The organism is Hoeflea sp. IMCC20628 (assembly GCF_001011155.1).
GTDB lineage: Bacteria > Pseudomonadota > Alphaproteobacteria > Rhizobiales > Rhizobiaceae > Hoeflea.
The window spans coordinates 4387748-4406040 of the sequence record NZ_CP011479.1 but is presented as its reverse complement, the minus strand read 5'-3'; the positions used below and the strand labels follow the sequence as shown (position 1 = coordinate 4406040).

Sequence of the window (18293 nt, the reverse complement as noted above, 5' to 3'; positions counted from 1 at the left end):
GATCGCGGCACCCGGTGACGTCAGAAGTGGTGGCTTCCCTGCCCAAACCGTCTTATGTGGTTGCAAGCTCCCATTTGGCGCGGAACGATTGAATGGACTGCAGGCTATGACTTCTCCTCTTTTTCTCGGCATCGACACCGGCGGCACCTACACCGATGCCGTTCTCTACAGCGAGACCGAAGGCGTTCTGGCCTCGGCCAAGTCGCTGACCACGCGTCATGATCTGGCCATTGGCGTTTCCGGTGCGGTGGAAGCCGTGCTGTCGGAGATCGGCGGCGCCACGGCGCGGATCAGGCTGGTGTCGCTGTCGACCACGCTCGCCACCAACGCGCTGGTTGAAGGTCAGGGCGGGCGCGCCGGCCTGGTGATGATTGGTTTTGGGCCGGAGGACCTGCAGCGGGACGGATTGGCTGAAGCGCTGGGCAGTGATCCGGTTATCTATCTGCAGGGCGGCCACAATGTGCACGGCACCGAAACGCCGCTTGACCTTGCACCGCTCGAAGAACAGATCGACGCCTTGGGCAAGGAAGTTTCGGCGGTGGCGATTGCCGGTTATTTCGCGGTTCGCAACCCGGCCCATGAAATCGCCGTGCGCGATCTGGTACGGCAACGGACGTCACTACCGGTCACCTGCAGCCATGATTTGTCGTCCCGTCTGGGCGGACCGCGACGGGCGCTGACCACGCTGCTCAATGCGCGATTGATTTCAATGGTGGCGCGGCTGATCGAAGCCACCAGCGGTTATCTTTCGAACCGCGGCATTCACGCGCCCATGATGGTGGTGCGTGGCGACGGTGCGCTGATTTCCGCCAGTGAGGCGCTGATGCGGCCAATTGAAACCATTTTGTCTGGCCCGGCGGCAAGTCTCGTCGGCGCCCGGCATCTGACCGGCCTCGAGAACGCCATTGTCTCCGACATCGGCGGGACCACCACCGACGTCGCGGTTCTGGATGGCGGTCTGCCGAGGCTCGACACGGAAGGTGCCACGGTCGGACGTTACCGGACCATGGTCGAGGCGGTGGCCATGCACACATTCGGGCTTGGCGGTGATTCCGAACTGCGGCTCGACGAGGGGAGCTATGCGGCGGGGCTGACACTGGGACCGCGCCGTCTCATGCCATTGAGTCTGGCTGCGCATCTCTGGCCAAAACCGGTTCTCGCTGGTCTCGAACGGCAGGCGCAGTCCACCTATCAGGGCCGCTATGATGGCCGTTTTGCGCTGCGCACCGGCCTGCCTGATTCGCTGGCCGCCGGCCTCACATCGCAAGAGACTGCACTCTATTCCCGGATCACCCTCGAACCGCAGTTGCTTGATGTGGTCCTGACCGGAACCTCCCAGCGCGCCACGCTTGACCGGCTTGTCGGGCGCGGATTGGTGCTGATCGCCGGTTTTACGCCCTCGGATGCGATGCATGTTCTGGGTCGCCAGGACCAATGGAATACAGAGGCGGCGCAGCTTGGTGCCGAAATCTTTGCCCGCCGCAAGGCTGGTTCCGGGCAGAATGTGGCCGGGTCGCCGGCCGAACTGGCTCACATGGTCTCGGCTCGGATGACCCGGCAAAGCGCCGAGGCGGTCCTGACCGCGCTCATCGCCGATCAGGGAATCACCGGGATTGATGCCGCCAAATCAAACTTCATTGATCGCGCCTTGAGCCGCGCACCGGGATTTGTCCAGTTTGGCGTCAAGCTTGACCGGCCCTTGGTGGCGCTGGGTGCGTCGGCGCCGGTGCATTATCCGGCCATCGCCAATATGCTCGATGTCGAGAGTTTTGTCCCGGTTCATGCTGGCGTCGCCAATGCGGTGGGCGCAGTTGTCGGTCAGGTGCGTGAAACCGTCACTGTCTTTGTTACCGAACCCGACGAGGGACGCTACGCGGTCAATGGCGCTGGCCAGCATCAGCTGTTCAAGGATCGTGGCGAAGCCTTTGCTCGGGCGCGCGAACTGGCCGGCATCGAGGCCCGTCTGGCGGCGATCCGCAGCGGCGCCGATCACCCGGTGGTCGAGCACAGTGAACAGATCGACATGCCTCTCATTGAGGGGCTGGAGAAGCTGATCGAAGCCCGCTTCATTGCCGCGGCTTCGGGGCGGCCGCGCATTACCGCAAGGTAACCCGAACCAGACAGACGAATGTGTTTCGCCCTATGGAGGAATTGACAGGCAATCCCCTGCGCGGCAGTGTCCCGCCACATTTTGGCGAATGAAATTCGCCTCGGCGCAATTTAGGGAGTTGAGCGGAGGGCTATGATTGCGTGACTTGTTTTCGCGGCAAACCATATCGGTTTTCCGTTCGCAATTGCGCAGCACCCAGAAAAACAGAGTGTTTCGGTGATTCGAGGAAAAGCCGGGACATCCCACAAGCGGAGATCCAGTGTGAAGAGAATTGACAAGAATGGCCTGAAAATCAGCGCCGACCTGCATGAGTTCATCGTCAACGAGGCGCTGCCGGGAACCGGCGTAGACCCCGACAGTTTTTTCGAGGCCTTCGCTTCCGCAGTTGACGATCTGGCCCCGAAAAACCGGGCGTTGCTCGCCACTCGGGACGCACTTCAGGAAAAGCTTGATGCCTGGCACCGCGCCAACGGCGCGCCGATTGATATGGATGTTTACAAGGATTTCCTGACATCGATCGGATATCTGCTGCCTGAAGGTGGCCCGGTCCAGGTCTCGACCGACAATGTCGATCCCGAGATCGCCCTGATTGCCGGCCCGCAACTGGTTGTTCCGGTGATGAATGCGCGGTTCGCACTCAATGCCGCCAACGCCCGCTGGGGTTCGCTCTATGACGCGCTTTACGGCACAGATGCGCTTGGCGACCTGCCCAAGGGCGGTGGCTATGATGCGTATCGCGGCGCCCGGGTGATCGCCTGGGCTAAGTCGTTCATGGATGACAGCGTTCCCCTGGCGAACGCCAAATGGGCTGATGTCACGGGGTTCGATTTCGAAAACGGTGAATTGAAAATCGGCACGGCCGCTGGCGAGACAACGCTGGTCGATCCGGCGCAGTACGCCGGCTTCCGGCGCGAAAATGATCACGCCTATCGTCTCTATTTCGAAAAGAACGGCTTGCACGCGGTCGTCTCTGTCGATCCCGCCAGCGTCATCGGCAAGACCGACAAGGCCAATATCTCCGACGTGATCCTCGAATCCGCTGTTACCGCGATCATGGACTGCGAAGATTCCATCGCCGCCGTCGACGCTGAGGACAAGACGCTGGTCTACCGCAACTGGCTTGGCCTGATGCGCGGCGATCTGGCCGAGGAAGTGCACAAGGGCGGCAAGAGCTTTACCCGCAAACTGAATGACGACATCAGCTTCTCGACGCCCGATGGCAAGCCGGCCACGCTCAAGGGCCGCTCGCTGATGCTGATCCGCAATGTCGGTCACCTGATGACAAACCCGGCGATCCTGCTCAAGGACGGCACCGAAATCCCGGAAGGCATCATGGATGCGTTCCTCACCGGTGTCATCGCCCTGCATGACATCGGCCCGAATGGCCGCCGCGCCAATTCAGTCGAAGGGTCCATGTATGTGGTCAAGCCCAAGATGCACGGCCCCGAAGAAGTGGCCTTCGCCGTCGAGATCTTCTCTCGCGTTGAACAGGCCATCAACATGGCGCCCAACACCATCAAGATGGGCATCATGGATGAGGAGCGCCGCACCACCATCAATCTCAAGGAATGCATCCGCGCCGCCAGCCAGCGTGTCGTGTTCATCAACACCGGCTTCCTTGACCGGACTGGCGACGAGATTCACACCTCGATGGAAGCCGGACCAATGATCCGCAAGGGCGACATGAAACAGGCAGCCTGGATCGCAGCCTATGAAAACTGGAATGTCGATGTCGGGCTCGAGTGCGGTCTTGCCGGCCACGCTCAGATCGGCAAGGGCATGTGGGCCATGCCTGATCTGATGGCGGCGATGCTGGAGCAGAAGATTGGTCATCCGAAGGCTGGTGCCAACACCGCCTGGGTGCCTTCGCCGACAGCCGCAACCCTGCACGCCACTCACTACCACAAGGTCAATGTCGCCGAGGTCCAGGCCGGCCTCAAGACGCGTGAACGCGCCGAGCTCAATGACATTCTGTCGATCCCTGTGGCACGAAACCCCAACTGGACGCCCGAAGAAATCCAGCGAGAAATCGACAACAATGCACAAGGCATCTTGGGCTATGTGGTGCGTTGGGTCGATCAGGGCGTCGGCTGCTCCAAGGTGCCTGACATCAACAATGTCGGCCTGATGGAAGACCGCGCCACACTGAGGATTTCAGCCCAGCACATGGCAAACTGGCTGCACCATGGCGTGGTTACCAAGGATCAGATCATCGAGACCATGAAACGCATGGCCGAGGTTGTGGATAAGCAGAATGCCGGCGATCCGGCCTACCACCCGATGGCGCCGGACTACGACAAGTCAATCGCATTCCAGGCGGCCGTTGAGCTGGTGCTCGAAGGCCGCAGCCAGCCCAACGGCTACACCGAGCCGGTGCTGCATCGCCGCCGTCTTGAACTCAAGGCTGCAGCGGTCTGACCGGCAGCTGACAACGCCACAGCCGAGGCAAAAAAGCCCGCCGGAACAATGTTCGGGCGGGCTTTTTCAATGACTTGAAAGGGTTGGGGCGAGAGAGCCTCGAGCCTATTGCTTGACGATCACGCGGGCACTTTTGCCCGGACGGACGCGTTCATAAAGATCGATGATGTCCTGGTTCATCAGGCGAATGCAGCCTGAAGAAGCGGCTGTGCCGATGGAGGCCCATTCCGGCGTGCCATGCAACCGGAACAGCGTGTCTTCGCCCTTCTGATTGAACAGGTACAGCGCGCGTGCGCCCAACGGGTTTTTCAAACCGGGCTTCATGCCCTCCTTGCCATATTTGGCCAGTTCAGGCTTGCGATCGATCATTTCCTCTGGCGGTGTCCATTTAGGCCACTGCTGCTTCCAGGCGATATAGGCTTCACCTTCCCAGGCAAAGCCAGCCTTACCAACGCCAATGCCGTAGCGCACCGCTTTTTTGCCCGGCAAAACCAGATAGAGATAGCGGTTGGGCGTATCGACGATGATTGTCCCTGGCTTTTCCTTGGTGCCGTAACTGACGATCTGGCGATGAAACTGCTTGTTGACCTTGCTGATCGGAACTGCCGGGATCGAATATCCGGCATCTGCAACCGTGCCATATTCCGAAGTGAAAATCTGCGAGGTGGAGCCGGAATCACCGCCCTCAGAGCCTGAAGAGCACCCGGCGAGCGCAAGCGCCGCAACCAGTCCGGCGATGGTAAACGAAATACGTAGTGTCATTATGGGATCTTCCGAGTGCAAGGCGTACGCGCCGATTCTAGAATCGTGCTCAACATGGCACCGGTTATTTTAAATAAATCCTAATCATGCAACTGCCTTTCGCCAAAAGGTGTCTCAAAATTCCCGCTTTGTCGGGAGCCAGTGTTTTTCTGCAACAAGGTCGCTACCTGACGTTGCGACATCGGGCAAACTGGGCAATCATGCGGCATGCCAATCATTTCACCGCATTCAGACAACCCGCTTGTCGATGGCCGCCAGTCCGATCGCGCCTTGATGGTGCGCCGCGGCGTTCAGCGGCTGTTTTCCAGTTTGCGCCTGTCGATGGTGCCGGAATTGTCGCTGGCCTCCGGGCGCCGTGCGGACCTGGTGGCGCTCAGCGTCACGGGCGAAATCTGGATTGTCGAGATCAAGTCATCGATTGAAGACTTCAAGTGCGACACCAAATGGCCCGACTACCGTCAGCATTGCGACCGGCTGTTCTTTGCCTCCCACGCAGGTGTGCCGGCTGACCTGTTCCCTCAGGAGTGCGGCCTGATCGTTGCCGACAACTGGTCAGGTCATATGCTGAGGGAAGCTCCGGAACACCGGCTGGCCGCGGCGACACGCAAGGCGATGCTGTTGAGATTTGCCCGCGCGGCCGCCGATCGGTTGCTTCTCGCTGAACTTGCTGCCAGCTGAAATCGCACCCGCTTCACCAGCTTGGCGGAGAAAATTGGACTCAGCGCGGTGCGCGTTTGGCAAGAATCCGCTGCAGGGTTCGACGATGCATGTTGAGGCGCCGAGCGGTTTCCGAGACATTGCGCTCGCACATCTCATAGACCCGTTGGATGTGCTCCCAGCGAACCCGGTCGGCCGACATGGGGTTTTCAGGCAGCTCGGCCCGTTCACCGGGTTTGCGGGTCAGCGCTGCGAAGACTTCGTCAGCGTCGGCAGGTTTTGCCAGATAGTCGATCGCCCCCAGCTTCACCGCAGTCACCGCCGTGGCGATGTTGCCGTAGCCGGTCAGCACGATGATCCGGGTGTCGTCGCGGCGTTCACGGATCGCTTCAATGACGTCCAGTCCGTTGCCGTCTTGCAGGCGCATGTCGACAACAGCATATTTCGGGGTGTTGCGCCGCGCCTTGGCCAAACCCTCCGCCACACTTTCGGCAATCTCGACCACAAAGCCACGGGCTTCCATGGCGCGAGCAAGCCGGCGCAGAAATGGCGCGTCATCGTCGACAAGCAGAAGTGTCGCGTCTGGTCCGATGGACTGGGTTTCGGCTGAATGTGTATCGTCGGTCATGATTCACCTTATCGGTGTGCGCAATATGCGGGTTGGTATCTCCGATTTAATGCGCTTTTGCAATTTATCCAGTTCCAGGCGCAATTCGGTGCACATTGCTGGCGCCAAACAGGTCCATTTTTTCCCTTGGCCAGGTGATGTGAACATGGGCGCCGGTCGCTGGCGCTGGTCGATTGGAGAAGGTCAACTGAGCGCCGGAGCGTTCGAGCAAAGTCTTGGCGATGAACAATCCCAGCCCCAATCCGCCCGCCTTTTCCCGGTCCAGGCGATTGCGCCGGTTCATGAACGGCACGCCGATCTGCGCAAGCACATCGGGCGCAAATCCCGGCCCGTCATCGTCGATGGTGATTTCAACCTGGTCGCGGCCATAAGACGTCGTCACCGTGACCTCCGTTTTGGCGAAATCGACGGCATTTTCAATCAGATTGCCCAACCCGAACAGAATGCCGGGGTTGCGCCGGCCCACCGGTTCAGTCGTATCGGTTTCGCCATGAACCACTTCAATGGCAATGCCAAACTCCCGATGCGGCGCAATCACCTCTTCGATCAGCGAGCCGAGCGGCAGCCGGACCATGTGGGCCTCGTCTTCCGCCGACAAGGTGGAGAGCCGCCTCAGAATGTCACGACAGCGCTCGCTCTGGCTGCGCAGCAGCATCAGATCATCGGTAAACCGTGGATCATCGGCCAGCGCCTTTTCCATTTCCCGTGCCACCACCTGAATGGTTGCCAGCGGCGTGCCAAGCTCATGCGCAGCCGCTGCGGCCAGACCATCAAGCGCAGAAATGTGATGTTCGCGCTGCAAGACCAGCTCTGTCGCGGCCAGCGCATCGGCCAGTTGATTGGCCTCGGCAGAGACCTGAAACGAGTAGAAGGCAGCAAATGCTGTGGTTGACACGATGGCAATCCACGCCCCGCCGATGAGAAGCCGCGGAAACTCGAAATCACTTCCGGGATACCAGGGCAGCGGCAGTGAATAAAACGCCAGAACCGTGACCGTGGCAACAGACAGGGCACCGAGGCTCAAGGTGTGGCGCACCGGCTGGGAAGCCGACGAAATAATCACCGGTACGCACAACAGCACCGAGAACGGATTAGCCAGCCCTCCGGTCAGGAACAAAAGCCCCGAGAGCTGCAGCACGTCAATCGACAGCACCGCCGTTGCGCCCAGCGGCGGCAGCCGGTGAGCGGCGGGAAAGCGAACAGACAGAAAGATGTTGAGCCAGACCGAGCAGGCGATCAGCGCAAAACACATCATTTCCGGAACATCGAAGCCATAGCCATGCGCAACGATCAGCACCGTGAGGCTCTGGCCTGCGACAGCCAGCCACCGCAGCCGCGTCAGCGTTTGCAGCCGCAGCCGGTGCCGGATCGAATGATCATCATGGAGCGAGGGGGATACGGTCATGAGTTTTGGTTTAGCGCATCAGTACGAGAGTTCACAATCGGTTTTCCAGAAATGCAGAAGTCTGGTTAGCTAGCTGCCGCGCGGCTTGACCCGCCGCGTCGGGTCCGCTTCGGAGGGATCTTCCGGCCAGGGATGGCGCGGGTAGCGGCCGCGCATGTCCGCGCGCACATCGGCCCACGAGCCGCTCCAGAAACCGGGCAAGTCACGGGTTGTCTGGATCGGCCGCTGCGCCGGCGACAAAAGTTCCAGCGTCAGGGGCAGCCGGCCACCGGCGATGCAGGGGTGACGGGTTTCGCCAAACAGCTCCTGCACGCGAACAGCCACGCACGGACCGTCTTCCTCATAGCGGATAGGCAGCCGGGACCCGGTCGGCGCTTCGTAATGCGTTGGCGCCAGACGCCCGATGTCGCTTCTTGCGCCGGGCCCGCACAAGGAAAACAGGCCTTCGTTGAGCCCATCCCGGTCAATTGCCTTGAGCGATGTGATTCCCGGCTGATAGGGAGCAAACCAGATCTCGAGAGTGTCGAGCAAAGCCTGATCCGAAACGTCGGGCCAGGGCGCGCCGAGGCTGCTGTTGAGAAATAAGATGCGATCCCTCAGTTGCAGGCCGGCCGGGGAAAACGGCAGTGCCTTGAGCCCGACCTTGCGGATGCCGGCGCACAAGGCTGCCATTGCAGCTGCTGCATCGGGTTTTGGCAACGGCGCTTCGGATAAAGTGATTGCGCCCAGCCGGCTGATCCGCCGGGCCCGCACGGCGCCCGATTGCGGATCGAAGACACAGTCCTCGCTCTGCACTGTCCGGCTCTCCAGAATCTGGTTCAGCGCATCGCCGGACAATTCCGCAGCGGCGAGAATCCGGGCGGCTTGCGCCTTGCCGCTGAGATCGGCGATCACCACAAATTCGACGCCGGCCAGCCGCTCGGTCTCGTTGATGGTTGCACCCCGGCCATTGGCCAGCACGAACCGGCCCCTGCCGCCCCGCTGCCGGGCAATCCGATCGGGAAAGGCATGCACAAGCAGCGCCGCCGCCGGGATCTGCCCCGTCCGGGTGTCTTTCTTTGCACCGCCGGAAAGCCTCGCCGCCAGCGCCCGAGCCGCAGTCGCGCGTTGTCCCCGATCAGACCGGAAGCGCGACATCCGGGCGTCGAGATCGGCATCCTGCCCGCCAAGCCCTTGCTCGGTCAGCAGCACGGCGAGTTCGGCAGCGGCAAATCCGTAGCCGTCCTGTTGTCCGGCAACCACCATGGAGGCCAGCCGCGGCGGCAGCGCCAGTGCGCGCATGCGCTTGCCCCTGTCAGTCAGCCTGCCATCCGTGTCGATAGCGCCAAGGCCTAGAAGCAACACGCGGGCTTCCTCGATCGCCAGGGCAGGCGGCGCATCGATAAAGCGCAATTCCCGCGGATCCTTGACGCCCCAGGCCAGACAATCGAGCACCATGGCAGACAGATCGCTGGCGAGAATTTGCGGAGTTGAAAAGGCCGGCAGCGCCTTGGTCTGCGCCTCCCGCCAGAGCCTCACCGCAATGCCCGGCGCGATGCGTCCGGCACGCCCGGCGCGCTGGTCGGCAGAAGCCTGCGACGCGCGAATTGTCTCCAGCCGGGTGATGCCGGTCGATGGCTCGTACACCGGCTGCCGCACAAGCCCGCTGTCGATGATGATGCGCACGCCGTCAATGGTGATCGAGCTTTCAGCCACCGGCGTGGCCAGAACAACCTTGCGCCGTCCCTCTGGTGGCGGCTTGATGGCCGCGTCCTGTTCCTGCGAACTGAGCCCGCCATAGAGCGGCTGTATATCGGTGAGCGACCCAAGTCGGTCTTCAAGCCGCGAAGCCACCTGTCGGATTTCGCCCTGACCGGGCAGAAAAGCCAGGATCGACCCGGACTCGGAACGATGGATCGCCTCAATGGCGCTGGTCATGCTGGCTTCGATGCGTTCGCCGGGCGTCCGGTCTTGGTAGCGGGTCTCGACCGGAAAACTCCGGCCAAGGCTCTCGATCACCGGGCAATTACCCAGCAGCGCCGCGACGCGCTCCGTGTCGAGCGTCGCCGACATCACCAGAATGCGCAAATCCTCGCGCAGGCCGGACTGGATATCGAGCGCCAGCGCCAGACCAAAATCAGCCTCCAGCGCACGCTCGTGGAATTCATCGAAGATCACACAATCAGTGCCCTGAAGATCCAGCGAGGACAGCGCCATGCGGGTAAACACACCCTCGGTCACAACCTCGATGCGGGTTTTTGCAGTGATCTTTGTGTCGAGCCGCATCCGGTAGCCGACGGTGGCGCCCACCTCTTCGTCCAGCATCGAAGCCATCCGACGCGCTGCTGCACGGGCCGCCAAGCGGCGTGGTTCAATCAGGATGATCTTGCCTGTGAGCCAGGGTTCTGCTGCGAGCACCAGCGGCACCAGCGTAGTCTTGCCCGCACCCGGCGGAGCTGCGAGTACCGCGTTTGGAGCCTTGGCAAGCGCGGCCCGCAGCGAAGCAAGCGCATCTGAGACCGGCAGATCCGCATGGCTTGCGGCGATGTCATTCACGCTACATCGACCTTGTGTACCTGTCCGCCGGCTGCACGGGCATCGTCTTCATCATGGGTGACAAGCACCACCGGCAGGCCGGCCCGCCGAGCCCGGTCAAACACCAGATGTCGCGTTTGTTCGCGCAAATTGGCATCAAGTTTGGAAAACGGTTCGTCCAGCAACAGGATTCTCGGGCGAGACGCCAATACCCTTTGCAGCGCGACGCGGGCTTTTTGGCCACCGGACAAGGTGTCGGGATCCCGGTCACCGAATTCAGCCAGGCCCGCATCTTCAAGCGCTGCATCCGCCAGCGCCCGCCTTTGCTTGCGGCCATGCACCGATTCGGGAATGGCAATGGCGATATTGTCGGCGACACTGAGATGGGGGAACAACAGCGGATCCTGAAACAGGATGCCGGCATGACGTTTTTCTGCGTCAAGCCGGGTCAGATCAATACCATCGACAGACACCCGGCCGCTGGCTGTGAACGCCGGATCCAGAAACCCGCCGAGATAGGCCAGCAACGTCGATTTCCCCGAGCCTGATGGACCCATCACCGTCAGGGTCTCGCCGCGCTTTACCTGAGCATCAAGCGCCACCAGCACACGGTCGCCAAGGCAGATGTGTACGCCTTCCAGTCGAAGTCCCTGATTGTCGTTCATGCTGTCCATTTTCACACCCGCAAGCCTCGCCGGTTGCGGAATACCAAGCCGGGTAATCCTGTTGCAATGGCAAATGCCAAAAATGGCAGCAGTGTCTGCATGAAGGCGTAAACGCCAATGGCGCGACGATTGCCGCCCGCGGCCAGCGCCACCGCCTCGGTGGTCACCGTGGTCAGCCGTCCCGCCCCGATCAGCACGGTGGGCAGATACTGCCCGACCGAGACGGAGAACCCGACCGCCGCCGCCGTGAGAATCGCCCGTGTGAGCATCGGCATCCGGATCTTGATCAAGGTCCGGGTGCGGCTCATGCCGAGGCCGGCGGCAATCAGATCATGACGGCGGTCATGCGCCCGCCAGGGATCGCTGAGTGACAAAAATACATAGGGCAGCACAAACACCAGATGCGCCAGAACCAGTGCCGAAAAGCTGGCATCGACCCCAAGCCAGATCGACAGCACCTGCAGGCCGAACATGAACGAGATCTGCGGCACGATCAGTGGCAGATAGATCAAAAGCAACGCCCCGCCGCCACGTCCTCGTCCGGTCTCATATTCACGTTCGAGACACAGAATGGTCAGCACCAGCGCGATCAGTGTCGACCACCCGGCAACGGCCAGCGTTGTCGCAAGTGGGCCACTCATCCGCGGCAGCGCCTGCATCCATGATCGGAGGTTGAAATTGGCTGGCAAGGCGTCAGGGAATTGCCAGAGGCCAGACACCGACCACAGCGCCAGCACCGCGATCCCGCCAAACACGATGGCGGCCGAGGCTATCATCATAAAGCGCGCGCCGGCGCGCAGAACCCGGTCGCGCTGCATCCGGTGGCCGCAATTACGCGCCCGCCCGACCATATCTGCGCCAATCCGTTCAAGCCCAATCCATGCAATCAGCGCCGTCAAGGTGACTCCCAGCTGCAAAATCGCACCGGCCGACGCCAGAAACCTTGTTTCCAGATCCGGATCGTTCATCCAGTCAATCAGACGCACGGGAAGGGTCGCCGGCAGATGTGGCCCGAGGATCAGCGCCACATCAACCACCGACGTGGCATAGGCAACGATGGCAAACACGGCGAGACGGACTTGCCTGTAAAGCGGTGGCCACAACAGGAAAATGAAGCTGGCGATACGGCCATAACCGAGTGACCGCCCCAGCCGCATGGTCTCGACATGCCGGGTTTGCGGCAGCGCGGCCAGCGTCACCAGAAACAGAAACGGGATCTCCTTGACGATAAGGCCTGCCATCATCGACAGCGCCCAAGGGTCATTGACGATCAACAGATCCGGCGGCCGGTCAAGACCGGTCAGCCACGGCGAAATCAACCGCATGATCATGCCCGACGGGGCAATCAGAAAGGCCAGTCCGAACGCCGCCGCCGCATGCGGCACCGACAGAAGCGGCGAAATCATCCGCCGCATCCGGGCAAATCCGGATGTGCCCAGATCACTGGCGACAAAACCCGCAACCGCGCCAAGCGAGACCAGTGTGGTCACCAGACCGATCAGGATCGACAAAACCGCCGAGCGGGTGATCCCGGGAACGGCTGCAAGAGCCGAGAAATGTGCCGTGGTAAATTCCGTGCCACCCAGTTCAGGCAGGTAGCCGAGTGCTGGCAGTGCTGTTCCGGCCAGGCCGAAAGCCAGCGGTCCGAGCAGGATCACCAATGTCAGCGGCGGCGCCAGTCGCGCCAGGCGCACGCCGCCCGTCATGTCACGTGTTTCCGTTCAATGTGGCCATGTCGGTCAGTTGGCCGCGCCGTAGCGCCTGAGCCACTCGCCCTCGATATGTTCCATCCAGTCCGGATGCGGTTCATCCAGTGCCGGACCGAGTTCGTCGGGCTTCAGAGTGGCGATGCCGAGATCAAGCGCATCAAAGGTGGCCCGGTCCTCGGATGACAGCTTGTCCATCGACAGCACCGTCGGGTCGCCCCAGATCGAAGGGTCCTGCTTGCGGGCCTGCGCTTCCGGCGAGATCAGGAAGTTTGCCAGCACCAATGCCCCGGCCTTGGCAGCCGCATTGTAGGGAATGGTGACGAAATGGGTGTTGCCCAGCGTGCCATCGGAATAGGTGAAGGAGCGCACGGTGTCGGGCAATTCGCCCGCTGCAATTCCGGCCGAGGCTTCCGAGGGATTGAAGGCAAAAATGATGTCGAGTTCGCCGTCGGCCAGCTTCTGTTTCATATCCGGATAGTTCTGCGGATAGGCCCTGCCGCTGCGCCACAGAACGGGGTGCAACTTGTCGAGATAGGCAAACAAGGGTGCAGCATCTTCAGCAAAGCTCGCCTCGGTGACCGGCTGACCGAGTTTGGATTTGTCCTTGATGGTTTCCAGCAACACCTGCTTGAGGAAAGACGAGCCGATGAAATCCGGTGGCTGCGGGTAGGAAAACTGCCCCGGATTTTTCTGCGCCCATTCCAGCAGGTCAGCGGAAGACTGCGGCACTCTGTCGGCCGGCGTCCGCGCGGAGTCGTAAAAGAACACCATCTTTGCGCCACCCCAAGGGCTTTCGAGGCCATCGGTGGCAATGGTGAAGTCGGTCAGGATGGTCGGCTTGTTTTCATGATCGACATAGGCCCAGTTCGGCAGGCCTGTGGTCCAGTCCGGCGCCATCAGAAGGTTCTGGCGTTTCATCGAGGCGAAGTTCTCGCCATTGATCCAGATGAGGTCAACCGAGCCGCCTTCATTCTTTCCGGCGGCCTTCTCGGCCAGTACCTTGGCCACGGCGTTGGCGGTGTCATCGAGTTTCACGTGAACCACCGAGACCCCGAAGCGGTCTTTCAGCGTCTCGCCGGCCCAGTCGATATAGCTGTTGATGTTTTCGGAGCCGCCCCAGGCGTTGAAATAGACCGTCTGGCCCTTGGCTTCGGCCAAAACCGCATCCCAGTTGCGAGGGTTCGGGTCAGCGGCACGGGCCGATTGCGACAGGGCAAGTGCTGCGGTCAGCGCGCCAGCCAGTACGGTTAGGTGTTTCAACAAGGCTTTTCTCCTCAGACGGCAAAGTAGAGACCACTCACCACAGGGCCGGAATGGCGTCAATCAAACCGGTTGTTCCGAAGCGTCACAATTTGGTGATTCGCACGTGTTGAACGCGCTCCAACAGCGGGCTCCGGATCACTGCTACCCTGCTACCCTGCTACCCTGCGACGGTGGGATTGGTCGGCTCAGCCGCTAATGCGCCTCATCCCAGTTCAACGCCGCACGTGCATCGACCTTCAGCGGCACCGCCATATCGACAGCCGGCATGGCGGCGTTTTCCATCACTTCGACGATCAGCGGAATGATCTTTTCGGCGTCTGCTTCGGGCGCTTCGAAAATCAGTTCGTCATGCACCTGCAACAGCATCCGGGCGTTGGCGCCGGCTTTTTCGAGTGCCGGTTCCATTCGCACCATGGCGCGGCGGATGACATCGGCGGCAGAGCCCTGGATTGGCGCGTTGATGGCGGCGCGTTCATTGAAGGCGCGCACCTGCGGATTGGAAGAGCGGATTTCCGGATAATGCGCCCGGCGGCCAAAGATGGTGGTCACATAGCCAAACTCCTTGGCCTCCGCCTTGGCGGCGTCCATGTAATCCTTGATGCCCGGGAAGCGTTCGAAATATTTGCGGATATAATCGCCGGCTTCCGACCGCGAGATGCTGAGCTGATTGGCCAGGCCAAAGGCAGAAATGCCATAGATGATGCCGAAATTGATCGCCTTGGCGCGGCGGCGCACATCGGACGGCATGCCCTCAATCGGAACGCCGAACATTTCTGATGCAGTCATGGCGTGAATGTCGACGCCATCGGCAAAAGCCTGGGTCAGCTGCGGAATATTGGCAACATGCGCCAGCACCCGAAGTTCGATCTGGCTGTAATCGGCCGAAATCAGCACGTTGCCGGGCTCGGCGATGAAGGCGGTGCGGATCTTGCGGCCTTCGGCGGTGCGCACCGGAATGTTCTGAATGTTCGGATCTGACGAGGATAGCCGCCCGGTGGTGGTGGCCGCCATGGCGAAAGAGGTGTGCACCCGCTGGGTCTGAGGGTTGATGAATCCCGGCAGCGCGTCGGTATAGGTGGATTTGAGCTTGGTCAGCTGCCGCCAGTCGACGATCTTGCGCGGCAGTTCATGGCCGGCGGCTGCGAGATCCTCGAGTGCCTGGGCCGATGTCGACCATTGCCCGGTCTTGGTTTTCGACCCGCCCGGCAGGCTCATCTTGTCAAACAGAATTTCGCCGAGCTGTTTGGGCGAGCCGACATTGAAATTTTCCCCGGCAAGTTCCTGGATTTCCGCTTCCAGCGCCGCCGCGCCCTGGGCCAGTTCGCCCGACAGCCGCGACAGGATCTGCCGGTCAACACGGATTCCGTGCTTTTCCATCCGCATCAGCACCGGCGCCAGCGGACGCTCGAGCCGCTCATAGACCGTCGCCAGTCCATCGGACACCAGCCGAGGTTTGAGCACATGCCAAAGCCGCAGCGTCACCTCGGCGTCTTCGGCAGCATAGGCTGTCGCCTTGTCGATCTGCACCTCGGCAAACGGGATTGCGCTTTTGCCCGACCCGGTGACATCCTTGTAGCTGATGGTCTTGTGGCCGAGCCAGCGTTCGGCCAGCGGATCCATGCCGTGGCCGCCCTGTCCGGCGTCCAGCACATAGGACAACAGCATGGTGTCATCAAAACTCTCGATGGAAATCGCGTGCTGTGCCATCACCAGCATGTCGTATTTCAGGTTCTGACCTATTTTCAGAACCGATGGATCCTCAAGCAGTGCCTTGAGTTCATCCAGCGCCGCGCGCATCGGCATTTGCCCGGCTTGCGCCCCGCCACCCCCCAGCAGGTCGCCGATGCCGTTGGAATGGGCCAGCGGCACGTAACAGGCTTTCACCTTCAGAGCACCGGATTCCGGGGCGTTTTCAGGGAGGGCGAGTGAAAAGCCGACCAGTTCCGCCTGCATCGCATCAAGCGAAGTGGTTTCGGTGTCGAAGGCAACGAGACCGCGCTCACGTGCCATCGCACACCAGGCCTTGAGCTGGACGATGTCGCTCAGCGTTTCATAAGCACTGGTGTCGATCTTGGCCGACATGGCAGCGTCCATGCGCCGCTTGGCCAGTGCTTGCGGTGTGTCGTCGCTTTTGCCGTTTCCGACCGAAGAGCCATCGCCACCAGTCGAAGCAGACTGGCCAGGATCGAGATCGGGTCCGCGCATCTCGGCTGCCGCACCAACAGCAACGTCCGTCGCGTCGACGACGCTGGCGTCGGTGTCGGTGGCGTCGGCCACCCGCCGGGTCAGCGATGTGAATTCCATGCCCTTGAGAAAGGCCACCAGCTTGGGTCCGTCGAGCGGATTGAGGACAAATTCATCGAGCTTTTCAGTGATGTCGACATCATCCCTGAGTCTTACAAGCTCGCGGGAAAGCCGCGCCTTGTCCGCAAACTCGATAATGTTCTCGCGGCGCTTGTTCTGTTTGATCTCGCCGGCGCGTTCCAGCAGCGTGTCGAGGTCACCGAACTCGCCGATCAGTTGTGCTGCGGTTTTCGGACCGATCCCGGGGATACCGGGAACATTGTCGACCGAATCACCGGTCAGCGCCTGCAGGTCGATCATTTTTTCGGGCGGCACACCCCATTTGTCGATGACTTCCTGCACTCCGATCTGGCGATCCTTCATGCTGTCATACATCGACACCTGCGGCCCGACCAACTGCATCAGATCCTTGTCCGACGAGATCACCGTGACATCGCCGCCGGCTTCCCGCGCCAGCCGCGCGTAAGTCGCGATCAGATCGTCGGCCTCAAAGCCTTCCATCTCGATGCAGGGCAGATCAAAAGCCCGCGTTGCCTCGCGAATGACCGCAAACTGGGGAACCAGATCTTCCGGCGGGGCCGAACGGTTAGCCTTGTACTCCGGATAAAGATCCTTGCGAAAGGTCTTCGAGGAATGGTCGAAAATCACCGCAAAATGCGTCGGTGTCACGCCAACGGACGTATCTCGCGTCTCCGACATGAGCTTCCACAGCATGTTGCAGAAACCGGCGACAGCGCCGACCGGCAGGCCGTCGGATTTCCGCGTCAGGGGTGGAAGAGCGTGATAGGCCCGGAAAATATAACCAGAGCCGTCAACGAGAAAGAGATGATCACCTTTTTTCATGAGGCAAGGATTAGCGCGGGGCCGCGCCAAGGTCCATGCGCTTTGCGCGCGATAGGCCGGAAAATGCAGTCGTCACCTTGCATCTGTTCCGGCGAAAGGACGCGAGAGCCATCAGGACCGCGCCAGTATCCTGCGAACCAGTTCCGGCAGCAACCGGTTCAGGATCAGAACCCGGCGCGACAAACCCGGCGCTACCAGCCTCTTTCTATGGCGGACGCTTTCAAAAATTGCATGCGCTATGGCTTGAGGAGACATTTTTCCAGATCCCCGGCCAGCGGTCATTTCCGTGTCCACCAGCGGCGGCACAGCTTCCACCAGATGAATTCCCTCTGACAGCAATTGCACCCGAAGCGATTGGGTGAACGAGGCGAGCCCGGCCTTTGTTGCCGAATAGACCGGTGCGGAGGGTTTTGGCTGACGGGAGACCAGCGAGGTGACATTGATGATTGTTCCGCCCGGGCGAAGCATCAAGGGCAGCAGTGATTGAATGAGCAGGATCGGTGCGGTGAGATTGAGCGCAATTTCGTCGCGCATCTTTCTGGCGCTTGTCTCACCGCCAATATCAGGGTCGGTAAAATCGATCGCGTTTTGTATGCCCGCATTGTTGATCAGCACCGCGATCGGTAACGCCGTCATCTCCACCAAGTCCGCAATGCGGGCTATTGCTGTCTGGTCGGTGAGGTCGGCATCCAGGGCGGTCAGGTTCTTGTGCGGTCGCATGGAAGCAGCATTGCGGGCAATAGCGAGAACCGGAAAGCCGGCTTTCAGGTAACAATAAACCAGCGCCAAACCGATTCCACGGCTGGCTCCGGTGATGACGATAAGTCCCTTGGGCTGCGACATGAGTTGCTCCTGCATGTGAATGAGTGGCAAATCTAAGGCGCGTCTCTGATCCAGTATTGAACAATTGCGCCCCACGCCGCGATTGGCATGATTGTTCAATGCCGCGTGCGCCAGATGTGGTTTGATGCGATGGATAAAGACGGGTGTCGCCGAGGATGGCTCGGCGGCGAAA

Annotated in this window: 12 protein-coding genes; 3 read left to right on the top strand and 9 right to left on the bottom strand. The window is 60.9% G+C overall.

What is annotated here, in order from left to right; all coding sequences use genetic code 11:
• The first annotated feature begins 106 nt into the window (after nt 1–106).
• Nucleotides 107–2110: a hydantoinase/oxoprolinase family protein gene (locus IMCC20628_RS20585; protein ID WP_047031754.1), complete on the top strand. Its 2004-nt coding sequence runs from the start codon at nt 107–109 to the stop codon at nt 2108–2110.
• Nucleotides 2111–2371: 261 nt separating this feature from the next.
• The gene (locus tag IMCC20628_RS20580) at nt 2372–4528 is read left to right on the top strand and encodes a malate synthase G (protein ID WP_047031753.1); all 2157 of its coding nucleotides are present in this window, start codon (nt 2372–2374) and stop codon (nt 4526–4528) included.
• A 105-nt stretch (nt 4529–4633) separates the two neighbouring features.
• On the opposite strand, the gene IMCC20628_RS20575 is transcribed toward IMCC20628_RS20580, so the two are convergent.
• Entirely contained in the window at nt 4634–5290 is a 657-nt protein-coding gene (locus IMCC20628_RS20575) for a L,D-transpeptidase (RefSeq protein ID WP_047031752.1), read from the bottom strand.
• A gap of 207 nt (nt 5291–5497) precedes the next feature.
• Here IMCC20628_RS20575 and IMCC20628_RS20570 point away from each other — a divergent pair, with 207 nt between their 5' ends.
• A complete protein-coding gene (locus IMCC20628_RS20570; protein ID WP_047031751.1) occupies nt 5498–5968 on the top strand; it encodes an MmcB family DNA repair protein in 471 nt (156 codons plus the stop codon).
• Between the two features lie 40 nt (nt 5969–6008).
• On the opposite strand, the gene IMCC20628_RS20565 is transcribed toward IMCC20628_RS20570, so the two are convergent.
• The 8 genes from IMCC20628_RS20565 to IMCC20628_RS20530 form a co-directional block, all read right to left on the bottom strand.
• Nucleotides 6009–6575 carry an ActR/PrrA/RegA family redox response regulator transcription factor gene (locus IMCC20628_RS20565; RefSeq protein WP_047031750.1) on the bottom strand — a complete coding sequence of 189 codons (567 nt, stop codon included), beginning with the start codon at nt 6573–6575 and terminating at the stop codon, nt 6009–6011.
• A 64-nt stretch (nt 6576–6639) separates the two neighbouring features.
• Nucleotides 6640–7980, bottom strand: a complete 1341-nt coding sequence (locus IMCC20628_RS20560) for an ActS/PrrB/RegB family redox-sensitive histidine kinase (protein ID WP_047031749.1) — start codon at nt 7978–7980, stop codon at nt 6640–6642.
• A gap of 69 nt (nt 7981–8049) precedes the next feature.
• Nucleotides 8050–10515 carry an ATP-dependent helicase HrpB gene (gene hrpB / locus IMCC20628_RS20555; protein ID WP_082128262.1) on the bottom strand — a complete coding sequence of 822 codons (2466 nt, stop codon included), beginning with the start codon at nt 10513–10515 and terminating at the stop codon, nt 8050–8052.
• Nucleotides 10512–11168, bottom strand: coding sequence for an ATP-binding cassette domain-containing protein (locus IMCC20628_RS20550; RefSeq protein WP_047031748.1), 657 nt, complete (start codon nt 11166–11168; stop codon nt 10512–10514). The genes hrpB and IMCC20628_RS20550 overlap by 4 nt, the downstream gene beginning before the upstream one ends.
• Nucleotides 11169–11170: 2 nt before the next feature.
• Entirely contained in the window at nt 11171–12865 is a 1695-nt protein-coding gene (locus tag IMCC20628_RS20545; RefSeq protein WP_047031747.1) for an ABC transporter permease subunit, read from the bottom strand.
• Nucleotides 12866–12898: 33 nt separating this feature from the next.
• Nucleotides 12899–14131, bottom strand: a complete 1233-nt coding sequence (locus tag IMCC20628_RS20540; RefSeq protein ID WP_082128261.1) for an ABC transporter substrate-binding protein — start codon at nt 14129–14131, stop codon at nt 12899–12901.
• Between the two features lie 192 nt (nt 14132–14323).
• The gene (gene polA, locus IMCC20628_RS20535) at nt 14324–17278 is read right to left on the bottom strand and encodes a DNA polymerase I (RefSeq protein ID WP_047031746.1); all 2955 of its coding nucleotides are present in this window, start codon (nt 17276–17278) and stop codon (nt 14324–14326) included.
• Between the two features lie 111 nt (nt 17279–17389).
• The gene (locus IMCC20628_RS20530; protein WP_047031745.1) at nt 17390–18121 is read right to left on the bottom strand and encodes an SDR family NAD(P)-dependent oxidoreductase; all 732 of its coding nucleotides are present in this window, start codon (nt 18119–18121) and stop codon (nt 17390–17392) included.
• Nucleotides 18122–18293: the final 172 nt, after the last annotated feature.